Source organism: Luteolibacter sp. SL250, from assembly GCF_026625605.1.
In the GTDB taxonomy this organism is placed as follows: domain Bacteria; phylum Verrucomicrobiota; class Verrucomicrobiia; order Verrucomicrobiales; family Akkermansiaceae; genus Luteolibacter.
Map to the genome: position 1 here is coordinate 662,930 of NZ_CP113054.1, position 19,759 is coordinate 682,688.

General features: G+C 63.4%; 17 protein-coding genes and 1 tRNA gene. 9 read left to right on the forward strand and 9 right to left on the reverse strand.

The features are described from left to right. Positions 1–91: 91 nt before the first annotated feature. Together OVA24_RS02970 and OVA24_RS02975 are read right to left on the reverse strand one after the other, a co-directional pair. Positions 92–1,723, reverse strand: coding sequence for an FAD-dependent oxidoreductase (locus OVA24_RS02970; protein WP_267673362.1), 1,632 nt, complete (start codon positions 1,721–1,723; stop codon positions 92–94). 5 nt (positions 1,724–1,728) lie between these two features. Continuing rightward, positions 1,729–2,439 (reverse strand): hypothetical protein, encoded by a 711-nt coding sequence (locus tag OVA24_RS02975; protein ID WP_267673364.1) that lies wholly within the window; start codon positions 2,437–2,439, stop codon positions 1,729–1,731. 114 nt (positions 2,440–2,553) lie between these two features. Here OVA24_RS02975 and OVA24_RS02980 point away from each other — a divergent pair, with 114 nt between their 5' ends. Together OVA24_RS02980 and OVA24_RS02985 are read left to right on the forward strand one after the other, a co-directional pair. Next, positions 2,554–4,599, forward strand: a complete 2,046-nt coding sequence (locus OVA24_RS02980; protein WP_267673367.1) for a sensor histidine kinase — start codon at positions 2,554–2,556, stop codon at positions 4,597–4,599. Then, positions 4,596–5,225: a response regulator transcription factor gene (locus OVA24_RS02985; RefSeq protein ID WP_267673369.1), complete on the forward strand. Its 630-nt coding sequence runs from the start codon at positions 4,596–4,598 to the stop codon at positions 5,223–5,225. Before OVA24_RS02980 ends, OVA24_RS02985 begins: the two co-directional genes overlap by 4 nt. Before the next feature lie 6 nt (positions 5,226–5,231). Here the strand turns inward: OVA24_RS02985 and rnc are convergent, their stop codons facing one another. Continuing rightward, positions 5,232–5,915, reverse strand: a complete 684-nt coding sequence (gene rnc / locus OVA24_RS02990) for a ribonuclease III (RefSeq protein WP_267673371.1) — start codon at positions 5,913–5,915, stop codon at positions 5,232–5,234. Positions 5,916–5,983: 68 nt separating this feature from the next. Further along, positions 5,984–6,059 (reverse strand) — tRNA-His (locus OVA24_RS02995). 154 nt (positions 6,060–6,213) lie between these two features. Between OVA24_RS02995 and OVA24_RS03000 the strand changes: the two genes are divergently transcribed. Next, positions 6,214–6,900, forward strand: a complete 687-nt coding sequence (locus tag OVA24_RS03000; protein WP_267673373.1) for an SGNH/GDSL hydrolase family protein — start codon at positions 6,214–6,216, stop codon at positions 6,898–6,900. A 12-nt stretch (positions 6,901–6,912) separates the two neighbouring features. After that, on the forward strand, positions 6,913–7,608 hold the full coding sequence (locus OVA24_RS03005) for an SGNH/GDSL hydrolase family protein (RefSeq protein WP_267673375.1): 696 nt from the start codon (positions 6,913–6,915) through the stop codon (positions 7,606–7,608). A gap of 87 nt (positions 7,609–7,695) precedes the next feature. On the opposite strand, the gene OVA24_RS03010 is transcribed toward OVA24_RS03005, so the two are convergent. Both OVA24_RS03010 and OVA24_RS03015 read right to left on the reverse strand, forming a co-directional pair. Beyond that, positions 7,696–9,810, reverse strand: a complete 2,115-nt coding sequence (locus OVA24_RS03010; protein WP_267673377.1) for a carbon starvation CstA family protein — start codon at positions 9,808–9,810, stop codon at positions 7,696–7,698. Between the two features lie 46 nt (positions 9,811–9,856). After that, positions 9,857–11,320, reverse strand: a complete 1,464-nt coding sequence (locus OVA24_RS03015) for an MFS transporter (RefSeq protein WP_267673379.1) — start codon at positions 11,318–11,320, stop codon at positions 9,857–9,859. 158 nt (positions 11,321–11,478) lie between these two features. Here OVA24_RS03015 and OVA24_RS03020 point away from each other — a divergent pair, with 158 nt between their 5' ends. From OVA24_RS03020 to OVA24_RS03030, 3 genes are all read left to right on the forward strand, one after another. Next, a complete protein-coding gene (locus tag OVA24_RS03020; protein WP_267673381.1) occupies positions 11,479–12,834 on the forward strand; it encodes a hemolysin family protein in 1,356 nt (451 codons plus the stop codon). A gap of 21 nt (positions 12,835–12,855) precedes the next feature. After that, a complete protein-coding gene (locus tag OVA24_RS03025; RefSeq protein ID WP_267673383.1) occupies positions 12,856–13,929 on the forward strand; it encodes a TerC family protein in 1,074 nt (357 codons plus the stop codon). Between the two features lie 94 nt (positions 13,930–14,023). After that, positions 14,024–14,389, forward strand: coding sequence for a hypothetical protein (locus OVA24_RS03030; protein ID WP_267673385.1), 366 nt, complete (start codon positions 14,024–14,026; stop codon positions 14,387–14,389). A gap of 26 nt (positions 14,390–14,415) precedes the next feature. On the opposite strand, the gene OVA24_RS03035 is transcribed toward OVA24_RS03030, so the two are convergent. From OVA24_RS03035 to OVA24_RS03045, 3 genes are read right to left on the reverse strand one after another with little or no spacing between them, the layout of a single operon-like run. Further along, positions 14,416–15,855: a DUF3482 domain-containing protein gene (locus OVA24_RS03035; RefSeq protein ID WP_267673387.1), complete on the reverse strand. Its 1,440-nt coding sequence runs from the start codon at positions 15,853–15,855 to the stop codon at positions 14,416–14,418. Then, a complete protein-coding gene (locus tag OVA24_RS03040; protein WP_267673388.1) occupies positions 15,852–17,222 on the reverse strand; it encodes a serine/threonine-protein kinase in 1,371 nt (456 codons plus the stop codon). The genes OVA24_RS03035 and OVA24_RS03040 overlap by 4 nt, the downstream gene beginning before the upstream one ends. A gap of 59 nt (positions 17,223–17,281) precedes the next feature. Next, positions 17,282–17,968, reverse strand: coding sequence for a DOMON domain-containing protein (locus OVA24_RS03045; protein ID WP_267673389.1), 687 nt, complete (start codon positions 17,966–17,968; stop codon positions 17,282–17,284). 47 nt (positions 17,969–18,015) lie between these two features. On the opposite strand from OVA24_RS03045, the gene OVA24_RS03050 reads away from it, so the two are divergent. Then, positions 18,016–18,825 (forward strand): DUF1287 domain-containing protein, encoded by an 810-nt coding sequence (locus OVA24_RS03050; protein WP_267673390.1) that lies wholly within the window; start codon positions 18,016–18,018, stop codon positions 18,823–18,825. Positions 18,826–18,905: 80 nt separating this feature from the next. Next, complete coding sequence (locus OVA24_RS03055) at positions 18,906–19,691, forward strand: protein-disulfide reductase DsbD domain-containing protein (RefSeq protein ID WP_267673392.1); 786 nt, start codon at positions 18,906–18,908, stop codon at positions 19,689–19,691. Positions 19,692–19,759 lie beyond the last annotated feature (68 nt).

Below are 19,759 nucleotides of genomic sequence, written 5' to 3' on the forward strand. Positions count from 1 at the left end.
TCTGCATGACGGTCGAAGCTGGTGCGCCATGCCAAAGAAAAACCCGGCCCCTTGCGGAGGCCGGGCTTCAGGAAAGGTTGGTGATGGAGTCTTACTTCGGCTCCCACGAAAGCACCTGCCCGCGTTCCTTCAGGCGGGCCTGCAGTCTCGGGACATCCACTTCCTGCACCTTCTGTCCCGCCTTGACCGCCTGGGCGGCGGCGACGCCGGACGACTCCCCCAGCACGGCGAAGACAGGCTCCATCCGTGCGGAGGCGTAGGCGATGTAGGTGGCGCTGAAACAGACGGGAACCAGCAGGTTCTCGCATTGTTCCGCCTTTGGTGTGATCGAGCGATAGGGAACCGGGTAGGGATGCCCGGTGCCTTTCGGTCCGCCAATGAACATGTTGCCCTCCGTCGCCACACCGATCTGGCCGCTCTCCGGGTGCTTCGCCACGTAGCGGCGCGGCGGGTAGGTGTCCACCCCGTATAGGGCGAGTCCGACGGCATCCTTCTCGTCCGTTTTGTTGAGCACGTCCTTGTGGCTGAGCTTGTAGGGAGCGTCCATCCGGCGGGAGATGCGGACGTAGAGTTGGTTCGGCCAGCCGTTGGTGTCCGGGTGGGTATCCAGCTTCAGTCCCAGCTTCGCGGTCTTTTCCCGGAACTCCTGCGGCACGCGCGGGTCGGTGGACATGAAGTGATGGAGGCCGGCGAGATAGTCGCGGTGCTGGCGCCATACCTTCGACTTGGTGGCATAGTCACCGTCCTGGTAGAAGCGGGAGACGTTCAGAGGGGCCATCGTCACCAGCGAGTTGCGCTGGTAGTTGTATTCGCCGGAGTTCATCCAGCCGGGGAAGATGGCGGAGAGGCGCTCGTCCAGCTTCTTGGCATCGTCCGCATGCACCTTTTTCAGGTGCTCCACGAACCGGCCCACCAGCTCGAACTGCGCCGCGTCATAACCCGGAGGAACGCCGAACTCGGCCTTGTTGTCCGCTTCATCCGTCACGTAGTAACGGTAGTTGTAGGCCTGGGTGTAGTCATCCGCCGCACCCAGTGGCCTGCCATGATCGGGGTCCACCAGCGGCAGCACACCGCTGGATGGATCTCCGGGTTTCACATAGGGGTCGATGGGCGTCCAGTTCGTCTGCTTGCCCACGCCCGCCGGTTCCTCGTTGAACTCGGAAGCGGCTTCGCGGCCCACGGAGTAGGAAACCCCGGCCTTCGCCATCAGGTCGCCTTCATAGGAGGCATCGATGAACACTTTCGCCTGCACCTGCTTTTCAGGGGAGCCGGGGAGCGCTTCCGGGATCGGGATGCCTTCCTTGTCCGGCGGGGCGTTTTCGAGCGTGACCGTGGTGATTTTCGCGCCATCCTTGGTGGTGGATTTCACCCGGTGCTCGCGGACGATCCCGATGTTCTCTTCCTTCAGCCATGCCTCGAAGTCGCGGCGCAGATGGCTGGGGAAATTCCCGAAGGTGAAAATCTTCGACTTCGTGAGGCCGCCGACCGCCCTTGGTTCCGGGCAGTCCTGCTTCGTCTTGATGCCCGCGCCGAGGATGCCGCCGACCCAGCGGGACGGCTCGATGAGGATGACGCTCGCGCCTTCCTGCTTGGCGGCGATGGCGGCGTTGATGCCCGCAGGCGTCGCGCCATAGACGCAGACATCGGCATTGATGGTGTCCTCCGCGTGGGCGGTGGCGATGAGGGCCGCGAGGAAAGGGATGGTTCGTAGGGATCGGATCATGTTGTTCAGTGGATGCGTCTGCGGGTGATGGGTATCAGCGAGAAGATGGCCGCCGTAAGCAGGGTGGAAGGCTCCGGGATGGTGGTGAGCTGCACGTTGTCGATCCGGACACCGCCCGTGTCCGCGGTGGTGGCGCTGTTGTCGAAGCCGTAGATGCGGAACTCGACGGTGGTCAGATTCTGGTAGGCGGGGATGGACGCCAGATTGACGACCGCCAGATGCGGCGACGAGCCGCCGGGCGGGGTGAAGCCGCTGACTCCGCCCCCGCTGGAGACGACGTATGCGCCGGTGGAGTGAATGGTGGTGGCGAAGTCATCGATGCTGGAGCGGACGAAGATCGTACTCTCGATGTTGACGGAGCCGCCGTGGTTGAAGCTCAGCGTGTCCAGGTTGAGCGTGCCGGTGACCGCGGTGACGGTGAATGTCCAATAGTCGTTGGCGGCGATGGTGGTCGCTTCATCGGTACCGTTGGTTTCCGCCGTGAACATCGCCGCGGAGCGGTTGCCGGTGGTGGAGTTGTAGGTGGAGTAGCGGAGGGCGCTGCCATTGATTCCGGAACCGACGCCGAACGGCTGGGGAGTCGAGTTCGTGTCCGTGTCCGATGAAACCGGAGTGCCGCTGGCACCATCGAACTGGTAGGATGCCACCGTGGCGGCGTGGGACATGGCCATACCACCGAGGCAGGCCATGAGAACGAGCGGGGAGGTTTTTTTCATGGGTTTGCGGAACAGGATTCCGGAAGCTTGGCCTAGGATGGTATTCCATCGGCAAGTGGTCCACTACACGGACGTGTAGTGGGCGGCCGCGTGATGATCTGTGACGTTCCTCCGATGCTCCGAGCCCTGAAGATCCCCGCCATCCTCGCCTGCCTGCAGGTGATGTCGGTAGGGGAGGTGCTCACCAGTTCCGCGGAGCTGCGCGCCATGACGCCCACGCGTTTGGCGGAGAAACACCCGGTGAGGATCTCCGGCGTGGTGACATCCGTGAGGGGGAAGGAATACCCGGAGTTCATTCTCCAGGACCGGACGGGCGGCGTGGTCGCCAGCCTCAATGGGAAAGTGGGCGACCAGTTGGTGGCCGGGCAGCAGGTGGAAATCGAGGGCGTTACGGCCGAGGAGACGCCGAGTCCGCGGGTGAAGGTGAGGAAGCTGACGGTGGGTCCCGTCGTGGGGCTGCCGGAACCGATGAAAGTCAGCCCGCTGGAACTGCGGGACGGCTCGAAGGACGCGAACTACATCGAGTTTCAGGGGGTGATCCGCGCGGTGAAGATCGAGGAAGGGGTTCCGCCGACGAGGCTGGTGCTGGATCTCGGGCCGGAAAGCAGGCGGCTGCGGGTGTGGGTTTCACACTTTGATGACGCGGTGCGGGAAAAGTTGGTGCCGGATGTGGAGGTGAAGGTGCGGGGTGTGTGCAACTCCTGGCGCGGCCCGAATTTCCAACCGTTCAGCACGTTCGTGACCGTGTCCGATCCGCAGGAGATCGAGGTGCTGAAGCAGGCACCCGGAGATTGGGAAAAGCTGGAGGAGCGCTCGCTGGAGGAACTGCTGGTCCTGCCGGTGGAAGACTTCATGGCCCACCGGGAGGTGGCGGGAGGGGTGGTCACGCTCTGCTGGCCGGACGGGCTGGTGGTCCTGCAGCGGGGAGGACACGCCATCCGGCTGCGGACGGATGCACCGGGCGGACTGCGTCTGGGGGATAGGGTGGTGGCGGCGGGCTTTCCCTCGTTGGCGGGTGGCAGGGTGGTGCTGGAGAACGCGGAAGTGAAGCGGACCGGCGTCGCGGGTCTGGTGGAACCGGAGGAGATCTCCCCCCAGCGGTTGCTGGATGAAAGTGGAGGGACGGACCGGGAGGCGCGGCTGCTGAGGATGGCGGGTAGATTCAAGGAAACCCTCCGGGAAGGAGACCGGCAGACGCTGGTGATCGCAGCGGAAAAGCGGGATTTCCGCGCCATCCTGCCGGAGGGTGAAGTCCTTCCGGAGGGGCTGGAACCCGGTGTGGAGGTCGTGGTGGAGGGCGTGTGCCGTGTGGGCTTCAGCGATGTGGCGGGGCGCTTTGGGAAAGGCGCGGATGGGTTCGACCTGCAACTGCCGGACGCTAGGGCGATCAAGATCGGCGGGAGCCGCTCATGGCTGACGGTGGGGGGCGTGCTGATGGCCCTGGGACCGGTGCTTGCCGGGGCATTCCTGTGGGTGGTCGTGCTGCGGCGGCGGGTGGGAAAAAGAAGCGACCTGCTGGTGAGGGAGATCCGCGCGCGGCATGACGCGGAGCTGGTGGCAGCGGAGCGGGTGCGGCTCGCCGCGGACCTGCATGACACGATTTCCCAATCCCTTTCCGGAGCGGCGATGCAGCTTGAGGTCGCTGGAAATCTGGCGGAGGAGGGGATCGGCGCGGAAGATCATCTGGCGCTGGCGAAGCGGTTGCTCGACCGGGGCAGGGAGGATCTGCGGCGGACTGTGTGGGATCTGAGCCCCAGCGCCCTTGCTGGTGAGGATCTGGCCACCGCGCTTGAAAAGGTGGCGCGTGAGAGCGGTGCGGGTTGCGAGGTCACCGTCAACCGTTCCGGGGACATCGCCTCCCTGCCGGAGCGGATCCGCATCCATCTTTTCCGGGCGGGACAGGAGGCGTTGTCCAACGCACTGCGGCATGGCGGCGCGGGGCGACTGGGGATCTCGGTCGGCGTGTCCGGCGGCTCCGCCAGGTTGGAGATCGTGGATGATGGCTGCGGCTTCGATCCCGTGACCGTCCCCGGCCCGGATGAGGGGCACTTCGGCCTGCGCTCCCTGAAGGAAAGGATCACCCGGTTGGGCGGTGTGCTGGAGGTGGCCAGTTCCTCCGCGGGCACCCGCATCACCGCCACCGTACCGTTGCAATCATGAGCGCCTCACCCGTCATCCGTCTGCTGCTTGCGGACGACCACTACATCGTCCTGATGGGGCTGAAGTCGCTTCTGAAACTCCGCAAGGAGTTCAAGGTGGTGGCCACGGCGGGGGATGGGGAGGAGGCGGTGGCGCTGTTCCGCGAGCACCAGCCGGACATCGCCCTGCTGGATCTGCGGATGCCGAAGCTGGACGGCATCCAGGCCACCGGGCGCATCCGGAAGGAATTTCCCGGAGCCAGGGTCATCCTGCTGACCAGCTTCGACCGGGAGGAGGAGATCCACCAGGCGGTGAAGGCAGGCGTGGCCGGATACCTCTTGAAGGAATCGAAGCTCCCGGAGCTGTCGGAGGCCATCCGGACGGTCTTCCGTGGGGAGCGGTGGTTTCCCAAGGAGATCCTGGACCTGGCCAAGGAACGGGCCTCCCTGCCGGAGCTGTCGAAGCGTGAGGTGGAGGTGCTGGATCTCGTCGCGAAGGGTCTCACCAACAAGGAAATCGCGGGCGTCCTCGGCTTCAGCGAGGATGGAGCGAAGCACCACCTGCGGAAAATCTACGAAAAGCTGGGCGTCAACGTGCGCGCGGAGGCCATCAGCGAGGCCTTGCGGCGCGGCATCCTGCGGGAGTGAACCGGTTCAGTCCTCCCACACCCGGGAGCGCAGCGCTTCCGCGGCGGCGCGGGCTTCCGCTTCCTTCTTGCTCTTGCCCTTGCCAGTGGCCAGCACCTTGTCCCGCCAGGAAACCTCCGCCTGGAAGACCCGGCGGTGGTCCGGTCCGGTCTCGCCGATGATGCGGTAGGACGGGGCCTGCGGATGGAGCGCCTGCAGGCATTCCTGCAGCTCTCCCTTTGGATTGCGTTCCTCCGGACTGGAGGCCATCGCACCGATCTCGCTTTCGAAAAGCCGCAGCACCAGCTTCGTCGCCGGGCCGGGACCGGCATCCAGATAGACCGCGCCGATCAACGCCTCGAAGGCGTCAGCGAGCGTGGAAAGCCGCCTGCGGCCGCCGGTCGCTTCCTCGCCCTTCCCCAGCAGCACGTAGTCGCCCAGGTGGATCGCCATCGCGAAACGGGCGAGCGCGCGGCGGGAGACGACACGGGAACGCAGCTTGGTGAGCTTCCCTTCGGTGAAGTCGGGGAACATCCGGTAGAGTTCCTCCGTGACGATCAGTTGGAGGACCGCGTCTCCCAGGAATTCCAGCCGCTGGTTGTCGAAATGGGGCCTCTGTGACTCGTAGGCCAGACTCGGATGGGTCAGCGCTTCCGCCAGCAGAAGTGAATTGCGGAACTTGTATTGAATCCTGCTCTCTAGAGGCTGCATCGTTCAGTATCCAGGGGGTTCCTTCCCCCTTGTCCGGGACCCACTTCAGGGATCCCCGATAAGAAAGATGGGGTGATCGACGGGACTCGAACCCGCGACAACCGGAATCACAATCCGGGGCTCTACCAACTGAGCTACGACCACCATTTGTTTCAGGCGGACGGGAGGACTAAGGGATGATCCCGGGTTTGCAAAGTGAAAAATATGCACTTCATGGATTTCCTCAGGGGAAGCCCTTGCGGCATCCTTCAAATCCATCTCGACGGCGGGGAGACCAGGTGGCATCCACTTGGATCGCATGAAACTCCGACTGTGCCTCCTTCTCTGTCTTTTCTCCATTTCCCCGGCCTTCGCCTCAAAACTGGTCGATAACCTCAAGGCCGGAAAGGACCAGACCGTGGTCGTCTATGGCACCAGCCTCACCGCCGGTGGCAAGTGGGTGTCGTCCACCAAGGAATGGCTCTCCGCCATCAACCCCGCCGCGAAGGTGAATGTCATCAACGGCGGCCAGTCCGGCCAGAACTCCCTCGTCGGCCTGGCGAAGCTGGACAGCGTGGTCATCGCGAAGAAGCCGGACACCGTGTTCATCGAGTTCGCCGTGAACGACGCATTCCTCTACCCGGAGGAGCAGAAGCGGGTCTCCGCCAAACAGAGCGGGGAGAACCTCGAGACCATGATCGAAAGGATCCGGAAGGAGCTGCCGGACGCGGAGATCATCATCCAGACCATGAACCCGGCGTGGGACTCCCCGAAAGGGAACGGCTCCGCCACCAAGCGCCCCGATCTGGCGGCCTGCTATGAGAGCTACCGCAAGGTCGCCGCGAAGCACGGCCTGCTGCTCATCGATCATCACAGGAACTGGGAGAAGATCCGCGCGGAGAGCGAGGAACAGTTCAGGGCCTACGTCGCGGACGGGATCCATCCGTCGGCGGAGGCCTCCGTGGCGGTCACTTTCCCCGAAGTGAAGAAGATGTTGGAAAAATAACCGATCCATCCCATGAAAACGAAAACCTTTCTGTCCGCCGCAGCGCTGCTGCTTTTCGCTCCGGGCCTCTGTTCCGCCTCACAGCTCGTTGACAATCTCAAGGCGGGGAAAGACCAGACCGTCGTCGTCTATGGAACCAGCCTCACCAGGGGCGGCGAATGGACGAAGGCCCTGAACGACTGGCTGGTGACCGTGAATCCCAAAGCAAAGGTCAACTTCATCAACAGCGGGCAATCCGGGAAAAACTCGATCGTCGGGCTGCAGAAGCTCGATGAGGTCGTGATAGGGAACAAGCCGGACACGGTGATCATCGAGTTCGCCGTGAACGACGCGGGCAAGCATGAGGGCAAGCCGGCCGCCGTTTCGCAGGAGCAGTGCGGGAAAAATCTCGGGGAAATGATCGACCGGATCAAGAAGGCGCTGCCGGGCACGGAGATCATCCTCCAGACCATGAACCCCGCGTGGGACGCGCCGAACGGCAACCGCTCCGGATCCATCCGTCCGGAACTCCCCTCCTACTATGAGGTCTACCGGAAGGTCGCCGCGGAGCGTGGCCTGTTGCTGGTCGATCACAACAAGAACTGGCTGAAGATCCGCGAAGAGGACGGGGAGTTGTTCAAGACCTACGTCAAGGATGGCGTCCATCCGACGAAGGAAGCCTCGGTCAAAGTCACCTTTCCGGCGCTGAAGGAAGCGTTGGAGAAGTGACCGGCGGAACTCCTCTCCCCATCAAATGAAAAAGGCGCGGTTCGCACCGCGCCTTTTTTGTTTGGGATTGGGAGCCGGATATCCGGATCAGGCCTTCTCCCCGTCGAGTGCCACGTAGGGACCCTCGTGGAGGACGGCCTTCTTGGTGCCGTTGATGACCTTGATCCACTCGCGGGCGCAGCCGATGACGATGACAGCGACCAGCACCATGAACATGGCGGTGATGCCGACGTCCATGCGGGCGTTGAACAGCGCCGTCTCCGCCGCCTTGATCTGGGCTGCGGTGAGGTTGGCGGCATTTTCCAGGATGGCCTTCTGCTTGTCCGCTTCCGGAAGGAATCCGGCTGCCTTGGTGGAGAAGATCTTCATGTAGCCGGCGGTGAAGGTCACGCAGACCAGGAAAGCCAGCGGCACCATCGTGCACCATGCGTACTTCGCCCGGCCCATCTTGATGATGACCGTCGTGCCCAGCGAGAAGGCGATCACCGCCAGGAGCTGGTTGGCGATGCCGAACAGCGGCCACAGGCTCTTCGCGATGCCGTTCGGATCAATCGCCCCTTGATAGAGGAAATAACCCCAGGCGGCGACCAGCAGGCCGCTGGTGAGGACGTTCGCACCCCAGGACTTCGTGTTGCCCAGCGGCTTGTAGAAGCTGCCCAGCAGGTCCTGCATGATGAAGCGGCCCACCCGCGTGCCCGCATCCAGCGTGGTCAGGATGAACAGCGCCTCGAACATGATGGCGAAGTGATACCAGAGGCCCAGCAGGCCGTGGCCGAGGCCGAACTTCTTGAACACGGAATCGAACATCACCGCCATGCCGACGGCGAAGGTCGGCGCGCCACCGGTCTTGCCGATCAGGGTGGGCTCCTCCATGTCGGACGCCATCGTGTTCATCCGCTCCATCGTGATGGGGAATGCGGCGGTGCCGTCCGGGTTCTTCACGGAGTTCACCCTGTCCACCGCGCCCTGCAGGGCCGCCTGGTTCTCCGGGGCGGAGATCGGCGCGTCGCTCAGGGCGACCGGGGTGTTGATGGCGAAGTATTCACCCGGCTGCAGGGAGCAGGCGGCGATGATGGCCATCAGCGCGACGAGCATCTCCGTGACCATGGAGCCGTAGCCCACCAGCCGGATGTGCTTTTCCCGTTCCAGCAGCTTCGGCGTCGTGCCGGAGGAAATCACCGAGTGGAAACCCGAAATGGCTCCGCAGGCGATGGTGATGCAGACGAAGGGGAACACAGGACCGGGGACCACCCAGCCGCTGCCGTCCACGAACTGGGTCACGGCGGGCATCTGCAGTTTCGGCGCGATGATGATGACGAAAACCCCGAGGATCGCCACGGTGCCCAGCTTCATGAAGGTGCTGAGGTAGTCCCGCGGCGCGAGCAGTAGCCACACCGGCAGCACGGAGGCGAAGAAGCCGTAGATCATGATGGCCCAGGCCAGATCCGTGGAGGACCAGGTGAGGGCGCCGTAGAGTGCTGAGCCCGGCTTGATCAGCCCGCCGGCCCACACGCAGACCAAAAGGCCGATGACACCGGCGATGGTGACGGACTTCACGCTGATGCCACCGCGGATCGCCAGACCCATGATCATCGCTAGCGGGATGGTCATCGCGATGGTGAACAGGCCCCACGGGCTGTGGGAGAGCGCCTTGACCACCACCAGGCCGAGCACGGCGAGGATGATCGTCATGATCGCCAGAAGGCTGAAGAGGGCGACGATGCCCACCACGGGGTTCACCTCGTCCTTGAGCATCTGGCCGAGCGACTTGCCCTCTCGGCGCATGGAGGAGAACAGGACCACCGCATCATGCACACCGCCGCCGAGCGTGGCGCCGATGAGGATCCAGAGGGTTCCTGGAAGGTAGCCGAACTGGGCGGCGAGCACCGGACCGACGAGCGGACCCGGGCCGGCGATGGCGGCGAAGTGGTGGCCGAACACGACCCACTTGTTCGTGGGCACGTAGTCCTTGCCGTCCGCCTTGGTCACGGCAGGGGGGGCGCGGCGGTCATCGAGCACCAGCACCTTGGCCATCAGCCAGGAACTGTAGAAGCGGTAACTGACGGCGAACGCGCAGGCACCGGCCACGACGAGCCAGAGGGCGTTGACTTTCTCGCCGCTCTGGAACGCGGCGATCGCCACGGCGGCGGCGCCTAGGAGCGAAACGGCGATCCAGATCAGGATCTTGACGAATTTGGGCATGGGAGCGGTTTTTAGTGGGATTACAAGGCGGCGCAATGCGGAAATCTCAATCCTCCGGCAGCGGCTGGCCTTTCGTTTCCGGGAGGAACGGCAGGACGACCACGCCGAGCAGGAAGATCACGCACATCCAGGAGGCGGCGTCGCGGAAGGCATCGATCTTCGCGGCGGCCTTCAGGGCGGCGAGCGCGGAGTCCGAAACGGAGGCTCCCGCGGCCTTCACCGCTTCCGCTTCCGCGGACTTGGCGAAGGTGGCGATCATCGTCCCCAACAGCAGCGGACCGAGGGCTGCCAGATAGCGACCCACGTTGTAGCAGAACGAAACCCCCGTCGCCCGCAGGCGGGTCGGGAACAGCTCCGGAAGGTAGATGGAGAATCCGGCGAACACCGTGAGGTGGAAGAAGCCCATGAGCGGGGTCATCCAAAGGATGTCCCAGCGGCCGTTGATGGTTCCCAGTTTCTGGAAGACGAAGACCGTCACCAGCAAGGAGCCGATGAATGAGATGGCGAACGCCTTCCTCCTGCCCCACGCCTCGGTCGCACGGGTGAAGGCGAGCATCCCGGCGAACGCGCCGACGTTGAATGCCAACAAGTTGATGGACATCCAGGTCTGCTTGCCCTTGCTGATTTCTTGTGCTCCGGCTCCCGCTTCGCGCAGGCTGTTGGTGATGATGTCACCGACCAGGTCGCTGGAGAAAACGCCGATGCCCCAAAGTCCGACGACCCCTGCGCAGGAGAGAGTCATGCCCAGCAGCGCATGCTTCCGCCAGGTGGGGTGGCCGAATAGATCCTTGTAGGAGCCGGCCTTCTTGCCTTGGGCGGTGGCACGCTCGCGCGCCTCAAGCCATGCTGGCGGTTCCTTCATGCGCATCTGGATCACGGCGACGAGGAAGGCTGGCAGAGCGCCGATCACGAACAGCCACTTCCAGTAGGTCGGGCTGTCACCGAAGTGTGTCAGCGCGATGGCGAGGCCGATGAATCCGGCGCTCACATTGCCCACTGCGGAGAACGACTGGAGTACCCCCAGCGCCCGCGGGCGGACTTCACCGGGAACCGTGTCCGCGACCAGCGCCACGGCCAAGCCGAACACCCCGCCGACACCCAGACCCGTGACGAAACGGTAGATGCAGAAGTCGACGAAATGTACCGAAAGTGCCGAAAGTCCCGTGGCGATCGAGTAGAGCAACACGCAGGTGGAGAGCATTTTTGCTCTGCCGAACCGGTCACCGAGCGAGCCGAAGATCATGCCACCCGTGGCCCAGCCGAGGATGAAAATGGTGGTGGCCAGCGTGGGGGCGGTAGTGGTGATGAATCCCAGGTCGATGGTTTGGTTCTGGCCCAACAGCGAGGTCATCGCCGGACTCCGCGCCAGGTTGAAAAGCTGCTGGTCCAGGCAGTCGAACAACCACGCGAGGGTCGCTACGACGAACACGAGACGCTGATAGGGGCCGAGTTGGCCCCACCAGCTTTTGCCGGTGGGAACGGAGGGATGGGATGGGTAGGGCTGTGACATCGTTCGGGGCTTCGTTTGAGGACTCCAGAGTGCCGGAGAGGTTCCGGCAAGTCCGAAAGAACGCCCATTCGGGGTGGTTGCTTTCGGGAATGGGTGTAAAACCAAGGAAAAATTCAAATTGAACTGAACAGTTTCCGCGCCGACTATGCCTGTCTTCAATGAGCTCAGTCCTGTTTGAGATCGTCCTGATCTTCGTCCTTCTTCTCGCAAACGGCGTCTTCGCCATGACGGAAATCGCGATCGTTTCCTCCCGCCGCGGCAAGCTCCAGTCCATGGCGGAGGGCGGAAACAAAGGCGCCGCAAAGGCGCTCGAGCTCGCGGACACCCCGGAGCGTTTCCTTTCCACCGTCCAGATCGGCATCACCCTCATCGGCATCCTCGCCAGCATTTTCGGCGGTGCCCGCATCGCGGACAAGCTGGCGGTGACCATGGAGGGAATCCCCTGGCTGGGCCAGTTCGCGGACAACATGGCGTTCATCATCGTCATCGGGGCGCTGACCTATCTCTCACTGGTGATCGGGGAACTGGTGCCGAAGCGGCTGGCCATGCAGCAGCCGGAGGTCATCGCCAGCGTCATGGCCCGGCCGATGGCGTTCATCTCCAGGATCGCCTCCGTTTTCGTCCATTTCCTGTCCGGCTCCACCACCTTCATCCTCAGGTTGCTGGGGATGCAGGACTCCACCGCCGAGGGGATGTCGAAGGACGAGTTCCGCGTGCTGATCCGTGAAGGCGTCATCGCCGGCACCATCGAGCAGGGTGAGTCCAAGATGATGGAAGGCGTGCTCGCGTTCGAGAAACTCGACGTCTATGACCTCATGATCCCGCGGCCGAAGGTGGTCTGGGTCGATGTGGATTCAAGGCATGAGGATGCCTGGCCGGTCATCGTCCGCAGTTCCCAGAGCTTCTTCCCGGTCTATCAGAAAGACCGGGACAATCTGGTGGGGGTCATCTCCATCAAGGATTGCTACGCCCAGCTCGCCGCAGGTGTGCCGGTCTCCTTCCGGCACCTCATGCGGCCGCCCCTGCTGGTGCCGGAAGTCCAGAAGGCCAGCGCCACGCTGGAGACCTTCCGGGACACCGGCCACCACGTCGCTTTCGTCGTGGATGAGTTCGGCGGCGTCATCGGCATGGTGACGCTCATCGACCTGATGGAATCCATTGTCGGCGACGTGCCGTCGGTGGAGGAAAGGCGGACCCTGTCGATCCAGCAGCGGACCGACGGCAGTTGGCTCATCGACGGACTGTTCGAGATCGAGAAACTCGGACGCCACCTTTCCGGCTTCACCCATCCGGTGGAGGCCGGGGACGAATACCAGACCGTCGCGGGATTCTTCGGCGCGAAGCTGGCGCGGGTTCCCGTCGAGGGGGACATCATCCGTGACAGCGGCTGGGTCTTCGAGATCGTGGACATGGACGGCATCCGAGTGGACAAGGTGATCGCCAGCGTCGATCCGGACGCGGCGAAGGAGGAGGAAGTGGAAAATGTGGAAGAGATTACAGTGGCGGGGAACTGAAGCTGGGGGCAGCTTCCCGCAATGATTTGGGCCTGGTTGATCTTCCTTGGTTTTGTGTTCCTCATGCTCGCGCTGGACCTCGGCGTGTTTCACCGGAAATCCCACGTGGTGGGGATGAAGGAGGCGCTCGGGTGGTCCGGTGTGTGGATCTCGCTCGGCCTCGCGTTCTCCGTGGCGGTGTATTTCGCCTATGAAAATCATTGGTTCGACCTGGGCAATACCCGGGACGCGGTTGATGGCGTGGTGAACAACGGCCGTCTTGCGGCCACCAAGTATCTGACCGGCTATGTGGTGGAGAAGTCCCTCAGTGTGGACAACATCTTCGTCATCGCCATGGTTTTCGGCTCGCTGGCGGTTCCCGCCCAATACCAGCACCGGGTGCTTTTCTGGGGTATCCTCGGTGCGCTGGTGATGCGCGGCGCCATGATCGGCATCGGCGCGGCGCTGGTGCAGAACTTCCACTGGGTCCTCTATGTCTTCGGCGTGTTCCTGATCGTCACCGGCCTGAAGATGCTCTTCATGAAGGAAAAGGAGGAGCATCCGGAGAACAACGGTCTGGTCCGCTTCCTGAAAAAGCGCTTCCCCATCACCCGGGACTTCCACGGCCAGCATTTCCTGGTGAAGGCGGGTGAGCCCACCTCCAAGGAGCCGGAAACCCCGGGTGCGGAAGTGATTCCGGATCCCGTCGTCCAGGCCGCACCTGCCGGCAAATGGCTGCTCACCCCGCTGGCGGTGGCGCTCATCCTGGTGGAGTTCACGGACGTCATCTTCGCGGTGGACTCCATTCCGGCCATCTTCGCCATCACGGCGGATCCGTTTCTGGTCTTCACCAGCAACGTCTTCGCCATCCTCGGCCTGCGGTCGCTTTATTTCGCCCTGGCAGGGATGATCGCCAAGTTCCGCTACCTCAAGCCCGCCCTCTCCCTGATCCTGCTGGTGGTCGGCGTGAAGATGCTCACCGCGAAGTACCTCAAGGCCTGGCTCGGGGAGTCGTTCAACTTTGTCGTCCTCGGTGTGATCCTGGCCCTGCTGCTGGCGGGAGTGGTCACCTCACTGGTCGTCGGAGCGGAGGACGACGAGAAGAAGGCGGGATGAACGGCCCGCCTCCATGCGGGCGGCGTTCCACATTTTTGCACCGTCCGCAAGGGGCGGATTGACCACGCGCACCGGCCCATCTAACACATGGGCCATGCGTCCTTTCTCCCTCATCGTGGTGGCGTCCTTGTGCCTGGGTTCCGTGGGTTGTCTGACCTCCGCCTCCCGTTCGGAGGCCGGGGACCAGGCGGTGATGAACCGCTACGCGGAGGGCTTCAGCGGCCGGAAAACGGCGTTCCAGCCGAAGGGTTTCCGCTGGCCGAATGGCAAGGGCTACAGCGAGGACGAAAAGGTATCAGACATCAGCCGCCTCGACTCCCGCACCAGCGCTTTCGGAAAGCGTGAGATCAAGGTCCGCCTGACCATCGAAACCTCCCGCTGGGTGGAGGTGGATGGGAAACGGCAGGGCTCCCCGAAGGTGAGCAAGCGCACCGAGGAGCGTTGGCTTCCTGCGGAGTGATGCCCAAAACAAGGGGGAGGGCCTCCCTACACTTCCTCCAGCGCGGCGACCAGCGCCTGGAACACCTCCGGCTCCAGCGCCCGGTTCGGTGATCCTTTCAGGCAGGAGTTGAACCACTTTGCCAGGACATCCCTCCGCTCGCGCGGAAAATGCCGGGTGAATCCCTCTCCGGCGCCTTCCAGGATTTCCTCATCCCGCCTGCCGTGCGCGCGGGCGAGCATCTGCCGGTAGCGGCTGAGGATGCCATCCAGCAGCACCCAGGGGAAATTCGGGTTCTTCGGCGGACCCATGGAAAGGGTCTTGCCTTCACCCGCCCCCAGCGTGATGCCACCGGTGAGGTCGATCCTCAGGTCCGGCAGGCTGCCTCCCTTGAACCAAGCGGCCGCACCTCCCAGCAGGCCGCCGAGAACGGTTCCCGCACCGTGGGTCAGTCCGCCGGTGGCGGCGTCCACCGCCAGCCCTCCGGCGGCTCCCGTCAGGGCGGAGACCAGCGCCAGTTGGCCCCGTTTCAGGCCCCACTTCGTCCACGTTTCATCACTTTCCAGATCAATGCCGTGGAAGGCGTCGATGTTCGTGTCAGCTTTCAGCAGATGGTGGCGGTGGAGCTTCAGCAGGGCGGCGAAGCATTCTTTCTCCAGTTCGGAGAGTTTCCCGAAATATTGTTTCCCCAGCAACTCAGCCTTCCGCTCCCGCCGGGAGGGCAGGGTCAGATCACGCTCTTCCAGCGTCGCCTCCACCTTCAGGGAGAGGGCTTCCTCGAAAAAGCTGATGATGATCTCGGCGGACTCCTCCCGCCGCCGTTCCCATTCATCCTCTACCAGCCGGATGGTTTCCTCCAGTTTGCTGCGGTGGCGTTCCTCGATCTCCAGCAGGGATTTGAGAAGCCTCAGCCGTTCTTCATAGCGGGCATGGTGGGCATCGAAGCTGCGGACCAGATTGAAGGCCCCGCCCAGACTGGACCGCCATGCTTCTTCGTCCGGGCCGGTGGTTTCGGACCGCCGGTTGAGAAGCGCCAGCCTCGGGCGGCCGGTCCAGCGCAGGATCTCCATTTCCGCAAGGAAGTCGTCCCGCAGTGGCTTCGCCGGATCCACCACGTAAAGGACGCCCGCGCCTTCCAGCAGTGGTTCCAGCAGCCGCTTCTCATCCCCGAAATCCTCCCCCGCCTCCGCCACGAAGCGGTGCAGCGTTTCCAGGTTCGGCGTGCCCTCCCCATGCAGCGAGTGGATGACCCGCAGGGCCTCCACCGGCCGCGAGAATCCGGGAGTATCGATGAAACGGATGCATTCCCGGCCGCCAAAGATCACGCGGTGCGGCTGGCAGCGTGTGGTTTCACCCGGGGTCGCGCTCACCCGGACCACGTCCTGGTCATCGATCTCCAGCAGCGTGGCGATGACGGCGGACTTCCCCATGTTCACCCGTCCGACCACCGCGAAGGCGGGGACGTCCGAGGTCACCAGTCCGTTCATGGCAGCGTGATGGATTCCCTGTCGAAGATCTGGATCTTCGGCCGTTTGCCGAACTTGCCCGCCCCCACGCCCACCTTGCCCCGGATGCGGATCGTTTTGCCCACCAGCTTTGTCAGTTCCTCGAAGCTCAAGGAGCCGGTGGCATCCCGTGAGATGACGAAGCCACATGCGTCGTTGCGTTCTGTCATCTCCAGTTGGAGAAAGATCTGGGTTCTCTCCGTGTTGCGGGAGACGCTTTCCAGCTTCCCTTCCAAGGTCACCGTCTGGTTGAGCTTCTTCATCACGGCCTCGGAATCCTTCACCTGATACACGGTTTCGGAAGAGGATCCCGATGCCGGTGGAGCTGGTGTGGAGGCGCTGGCCGGGGTCGCTGCAACCGCTTCTTCCTCCTCAACGTCTGCCTGCGACGGAAGCGGCGGGGCGTAGTCGAGGGCGGACTTCGGGGCGGACGGCGTGGCTTCTGCCGCCACCGCCTGGAAACGGCCTTTGAAAGGAATCTCCCCGGTTTTGGCGACCCATCCGCCGATGCCCAGTGCGATGAGCAGACCTGTCAGACCGAGGACCAGCGGCACCTTCGATGGCTTCGTCCGCTGGACGGGGACCATCTGCACCTGGACGGTGGCGGCCCGTGGGACCATCGGCCGGGTTGACTGCCGGACGAGGCGGGAGGTGGGAGGCGGAGGTGGCGCACCCGTTGCGGCGGCCAGGTTTTCGCGTGTCTCAGCGAGGGTGGCCTGGAAGGCGTGCTGTTTCAGCCATTTCAACCAGATGGCGAGACCGTTGCCCGCCTGGTCGTTCACCAGCTTGTTCTTCCAGCCCATCAGCTCCTCGGTGAGCTGGATGAGGGGCTTCAGGCTGCGGCGTTCCTCGTCGGAACCCAGCCATTTGAAAGGGGAGATGCCGAAGGTGGTGCCACGCTTCGGATCATCGGACGCGTCGATGATGGAGGAGGGATCCGTTTCCACCCACACTGCCTGCTCCGCGAGCAATTCGGAGATCACCTCCGAAACCTCGAGCGCCCCCATGAGGATGTCGATGGCACGGCGCGGCTGCATCGGGCCGCTGGCGAGCTGCTGGGAAATGGGCGTGCCCTCCAGCCATTCGCTGACGATGAAAGGTACCCCGTCCACCGCATCACAACCTCCGGCGATCACACCTCGCAGTGCCGGATGGATGGCGCAGGTGAAGCGCTGCACGGCGATGTCGAAGGCGGCCCGTTCCTCCTCCTGCAGTCCGCCTTCACCCATCCCGCGCGGGAAAAAGCGGCGGACCGTCACGTCAGTGCCGGACTCCAGGTCTTTGGCGCGGAAAATCACGCCGGATGAATCCTGTGAGATGAGTTCCTCGATGTGGAAGCGGGCTGCCAAGGGTGCTGAAATTACTGTTTTCTGCGGCCAAGCCAAGAGATCTTTGAGCCTTCCGGCAATCAACGTGGAGGCACCGGCGCGAACTGAAGTTTCCGGAAATGGGACGGGCGGTGGAAATCCGGCTCACCGCTTCCCAGATCCGCGGCGCTCAGGTAGCGCGGTTCCGGGTGGCCGAGGATGAAGGCCACGTTGCCAAGGGATTGCGGGCCGAAGCCGATGCGGGCGCGGAGCAGGTCCAGCGGGATGGAAAGCGCCGCCACCCATCCACCGTCCGGGGCCAGCTCGGAGAATGCCGCCACTTCCGGCATGACGATGTCCCCCTCCTCTTCGCGGATCCGCTGACCCTTGAACTCGCAGCTCCACCAGGCTCCGTTGGGGGACAGGTTGAACTCGAAATAACGGTCCCCGGATGGCGTTGCCAGGAACAGCTCCGCCACATCATGCTGCCACAGCCTGGGCATGAACTTGCCGGGGCGCGACTGGGGGTGGAGGGAGGCCGGCTTCCGGTGGGTGGCGATGAACCAGAGCCGGCGTGCATCCGTGGCCAGGGAGAAGCCCGCCGGAGCCTCCAGCGGAACCCCGTGCCAGTCTTTCGTCAGACCCAGCAGCGGGACATCCAGGGAGCCCCAGCCGAGGGTGGTTTTGCTTTCGAAAACGATCACATTCCGTGTCTGTCCTGCCGCACCCGCCGTGTCCAGACCGGGGGCTGGAAAAAAAACCTCCGCGTTTTGGAAAATCGTGGTCATCCGGTCCCGTAAATGCTACTGCGTCCCCGACCCCAGAAGCATCGATCATGGCCCGCAAAGGATCAGGTTTTTACAGCACCATCGAGTACATCGGTCCGCGTCCACAGAAGCCCAAACGTCCGAACATCTTCGGCGGCTGGGTCATTCTGGTGATCGCGGGAGGAATCGCTTTCTGGTTCGGCAAGCCTCTGGTCCAGTCCCTGCAGGCGGCGCAGAACGGGACGACCCAGGAGGACACGAACTCGGTCATCGCCCGTCTCAGCGAGTCCGCCTCTCCGGGGGACCGCCTCGCGGAGGTGGCCATTTCGCATTCCCGTGAGTCCGTCTCTTTCGACGCTTCCTACTACAAGATCGACTTCCCCGGTGGCGATGTGCCGGCCAACAAGGGCAAGGCGGAGGACGTGATCGTCCGATGCTACCGCCGACTGGGCGTGGATCTGCAGGCGCTCGTCAACGAGGACATGGCCGCCAATTTCCAGGACTATCCTCCGCTTTTCGCTGCGACCGCTCCGGACCCGAACATCGACCACCGCCGCGCGGCCAACCTCCACCGCTTTTTCAGCCGTCACGGCCAGAAACTGGAAAACACCCGGAATCCTGCGGACTACCGTCCCGGTGACGTCGTCGTCTGGTCCCTCGCCAACGGCAAGACCCACATCGGTATCGTCGTGCCGAACCCCACCGGCAAGGAGAACGATCCATGGATCGTCCACAACAACGGTGCCGGGGTGAAGTGGGAGAGCGGCTTGTTCGACTCCACCATCACCGGTCATTTCCGCTACTCCCCGAAGAGCCGGGACACCGTTTCGGCACCACCGGCAACGGAAACGGACGCTCCGGAAACCGGAAGCTTCTGAAGACCCGTCCGGAAAGACGCGGGTAAATCCCCGGCGGACTTCTCTTGCGAACGGGACGCATCCGCGCATGGTATGGGGCGATGACCGCCTGTTCCCTGCTCATGTTCCCGTTTTTCGCGGCGTTCGCGCACGCCGCTCCCGTGAAATCCGGCCACGCCACCGCGGAGTGGATCACCGGCGCGACCACCGTCGAAGGAGGGAAGCCCATCCAGACCGGCATCCGCATGGTGATCGAGGATGGCTGGCACAGCTATTGGACGAATCCGGGGGAATCCGGCATGAAACTGAAAGTGATGTGGGATCTTCCCGAGGGATGGACCGCCGGTGAAGTACAGCACCCCGCCCCGAAAAAGTTCCTCACCGGGGAACTGCCCGGCTACGGCTACGAAGGGGAAGTGATCTTCCCGGTCACACTCACGCCGCCTGCCGGAGCCTCCGGGACGGTGCGGCTCGGAGCGAAGGTCTCCTGGCTCACCTGCAACGACGCCTCCTGCATCCCGGGCAAGGCGGAGCTGAAGTTGTCCGCCGCCTCCGGATCCCCGGAGAATGCCGCAGCCATCGAAAAGGCCCGTGCCCTCGTCCCGCGCCCTTTGGAAGGCCTGAAACTGGAGGTTGCGGAGACTGCCGATGCCGTTGCCCTCACCTTGGAAGCGCCGCAGGGATTCGACGCCACGGGCTGGGAGGTGTTCCCCGCCACCGAGATGGCCTTGGATCATTATAAAGCCATTGAATTCCGCAAGGATGGTGGAAAATGGACCGCAACGGCGAAAAAGAACGCCTACGCCGACGGGCCGCTCAAGGACCTGGTTCTGGTCCTGGTGAGGAAGGGCGAAACCCCGCTGGAAGTGGCGTGGAAGGCGAAATGATCACTTTGATGGAATAAATATCGTTGGACAAACGTCCTAACCTCGCCTCGGTTACGGGGCATTTTAAA

What these genes read in the sequence shown, in the direction of transcription:
- OVA24_RS03045 (WP_267673389.1), bottom strand. Translation starts at nt 17,968, where the DNA reads ATGACCACGATTTTCCAAAACGCGGAGGTTTTTTTTCCAGCCCCCGGT.
- OVA24_RS03000 (WP_267673373.1), top strand. Translation starts at nt 6,214, where the DNA reads ATGAAACTCCGACTGTGCCTCCTTCTCTGTCTTTTCTCCATTTCCCCG.
- OVA24_RS03015 (WP_267673379.1), bottom strand. Translation starts at nt 11,320, where the DNA reads ATGTCACAGCCCTACCCATCCCATCCCTCCGTTCCCACCGGCAAAAGC.
- OVA24_RS03050 (WP_267673390.1), top strand. Translation starts at nt 18,016, where the DNA reads ATGGCCCGCAAAGGATCAGGTTTTTACAGCACCATCGAGTACATCGGT.
- OVA24_RS03030 (WP_267673385.1), top strand. Translation starts at nt 14,024, where the DNA reads ATGCGTCCTTTCTCCCTCATCGTGGTGGCGTCCTTGTGCCTGGGTTCC.
- OVA24_RS03010 (WP_267673377.1), bottom strand. Translation starts at nt 9,810, where the DNA reads ATGCCCAAATTCGTCAAGATCCTGATCTGGATCGCCGTTTCGCTCCTA.
- rnc (WP_267673371.1), bottom strand. Translation starts at nt 5,915, where the DNA reads ATGCAGCCTCTAGAGAGCAGGATTCAATACAAGTTCCGCAATTCACTT.
- OVA24_RS03005 (WP_267673375.1), top strand. Translation starts at nt 6,913, where the DNA reads ATGAAAACGAAAACCTTTCTGTCCGCCGCAGCGCTGCTGCTTTTCGCT.
- OVA24_RS03035 (WP_267673387.1), bottom strand. Translation starts at nt 15,855, where the DNA reads ATGAACGGACTGGTGACCTCGGACGTCCCCGCCTTCGCGGTGGTCGGA.
- OVA24_RS03055 (WP_267673392.1), top strand. Translation starts at nt 18,906, where the DNA reads ATGACCGCCTGTTCCCTGCTCATGTTCCCGTTTTTCGCGGCGTTCGCG.
- OVA24_RS02975 (WP_267673364.1), bottom strand. Translation starts at nt 2,439, where the DNA reads ATGAAAAAAACCTCCCCGCTCGTTCTCATGGCCTGCCTCGGTGGTATG.
- OVA24_RS03020 (WP_267673381.1), top strand. Translation starts at nt 11,479, where the DNA reads ATGAGCTCAGTCCTGTTTGAGATCGTCCTGATCTTCGTCCTTCTTCTC.
- OVA24_RS02985 (WP_267673369.1), top strand. Translation starts at nt 4,596, where the DNA reads ATGAGCGCCTCACCCGTCATCCGTCTGCTGCTTGCGGACGACCACTAC.
- OVA24_RS02970 (WP_267673362.1), bottom strand. Translation starts at nt 1,723, where the DNA reads ATGATCCGATCCCTACGAACCATCCCTTTCCTCGCGGCCCTCATCGCC.
- OVA24_RS03025 (WP_267673383.1), top strand. Translation starts at nt 12,856, where the DNA reads ATGATTTGGGCCTGGTTGATCTTCCTTGGTTTTGTGTTCCTCATGCTC.
- OVA24_RS02980 (WP_267673367.1), top strand. Translation starts at nt 2,554, where the DNA reads ATGCTCCGAGCCCTGAAGATCCCCGCCATCCTCGCCTGCCTGCAGGTG.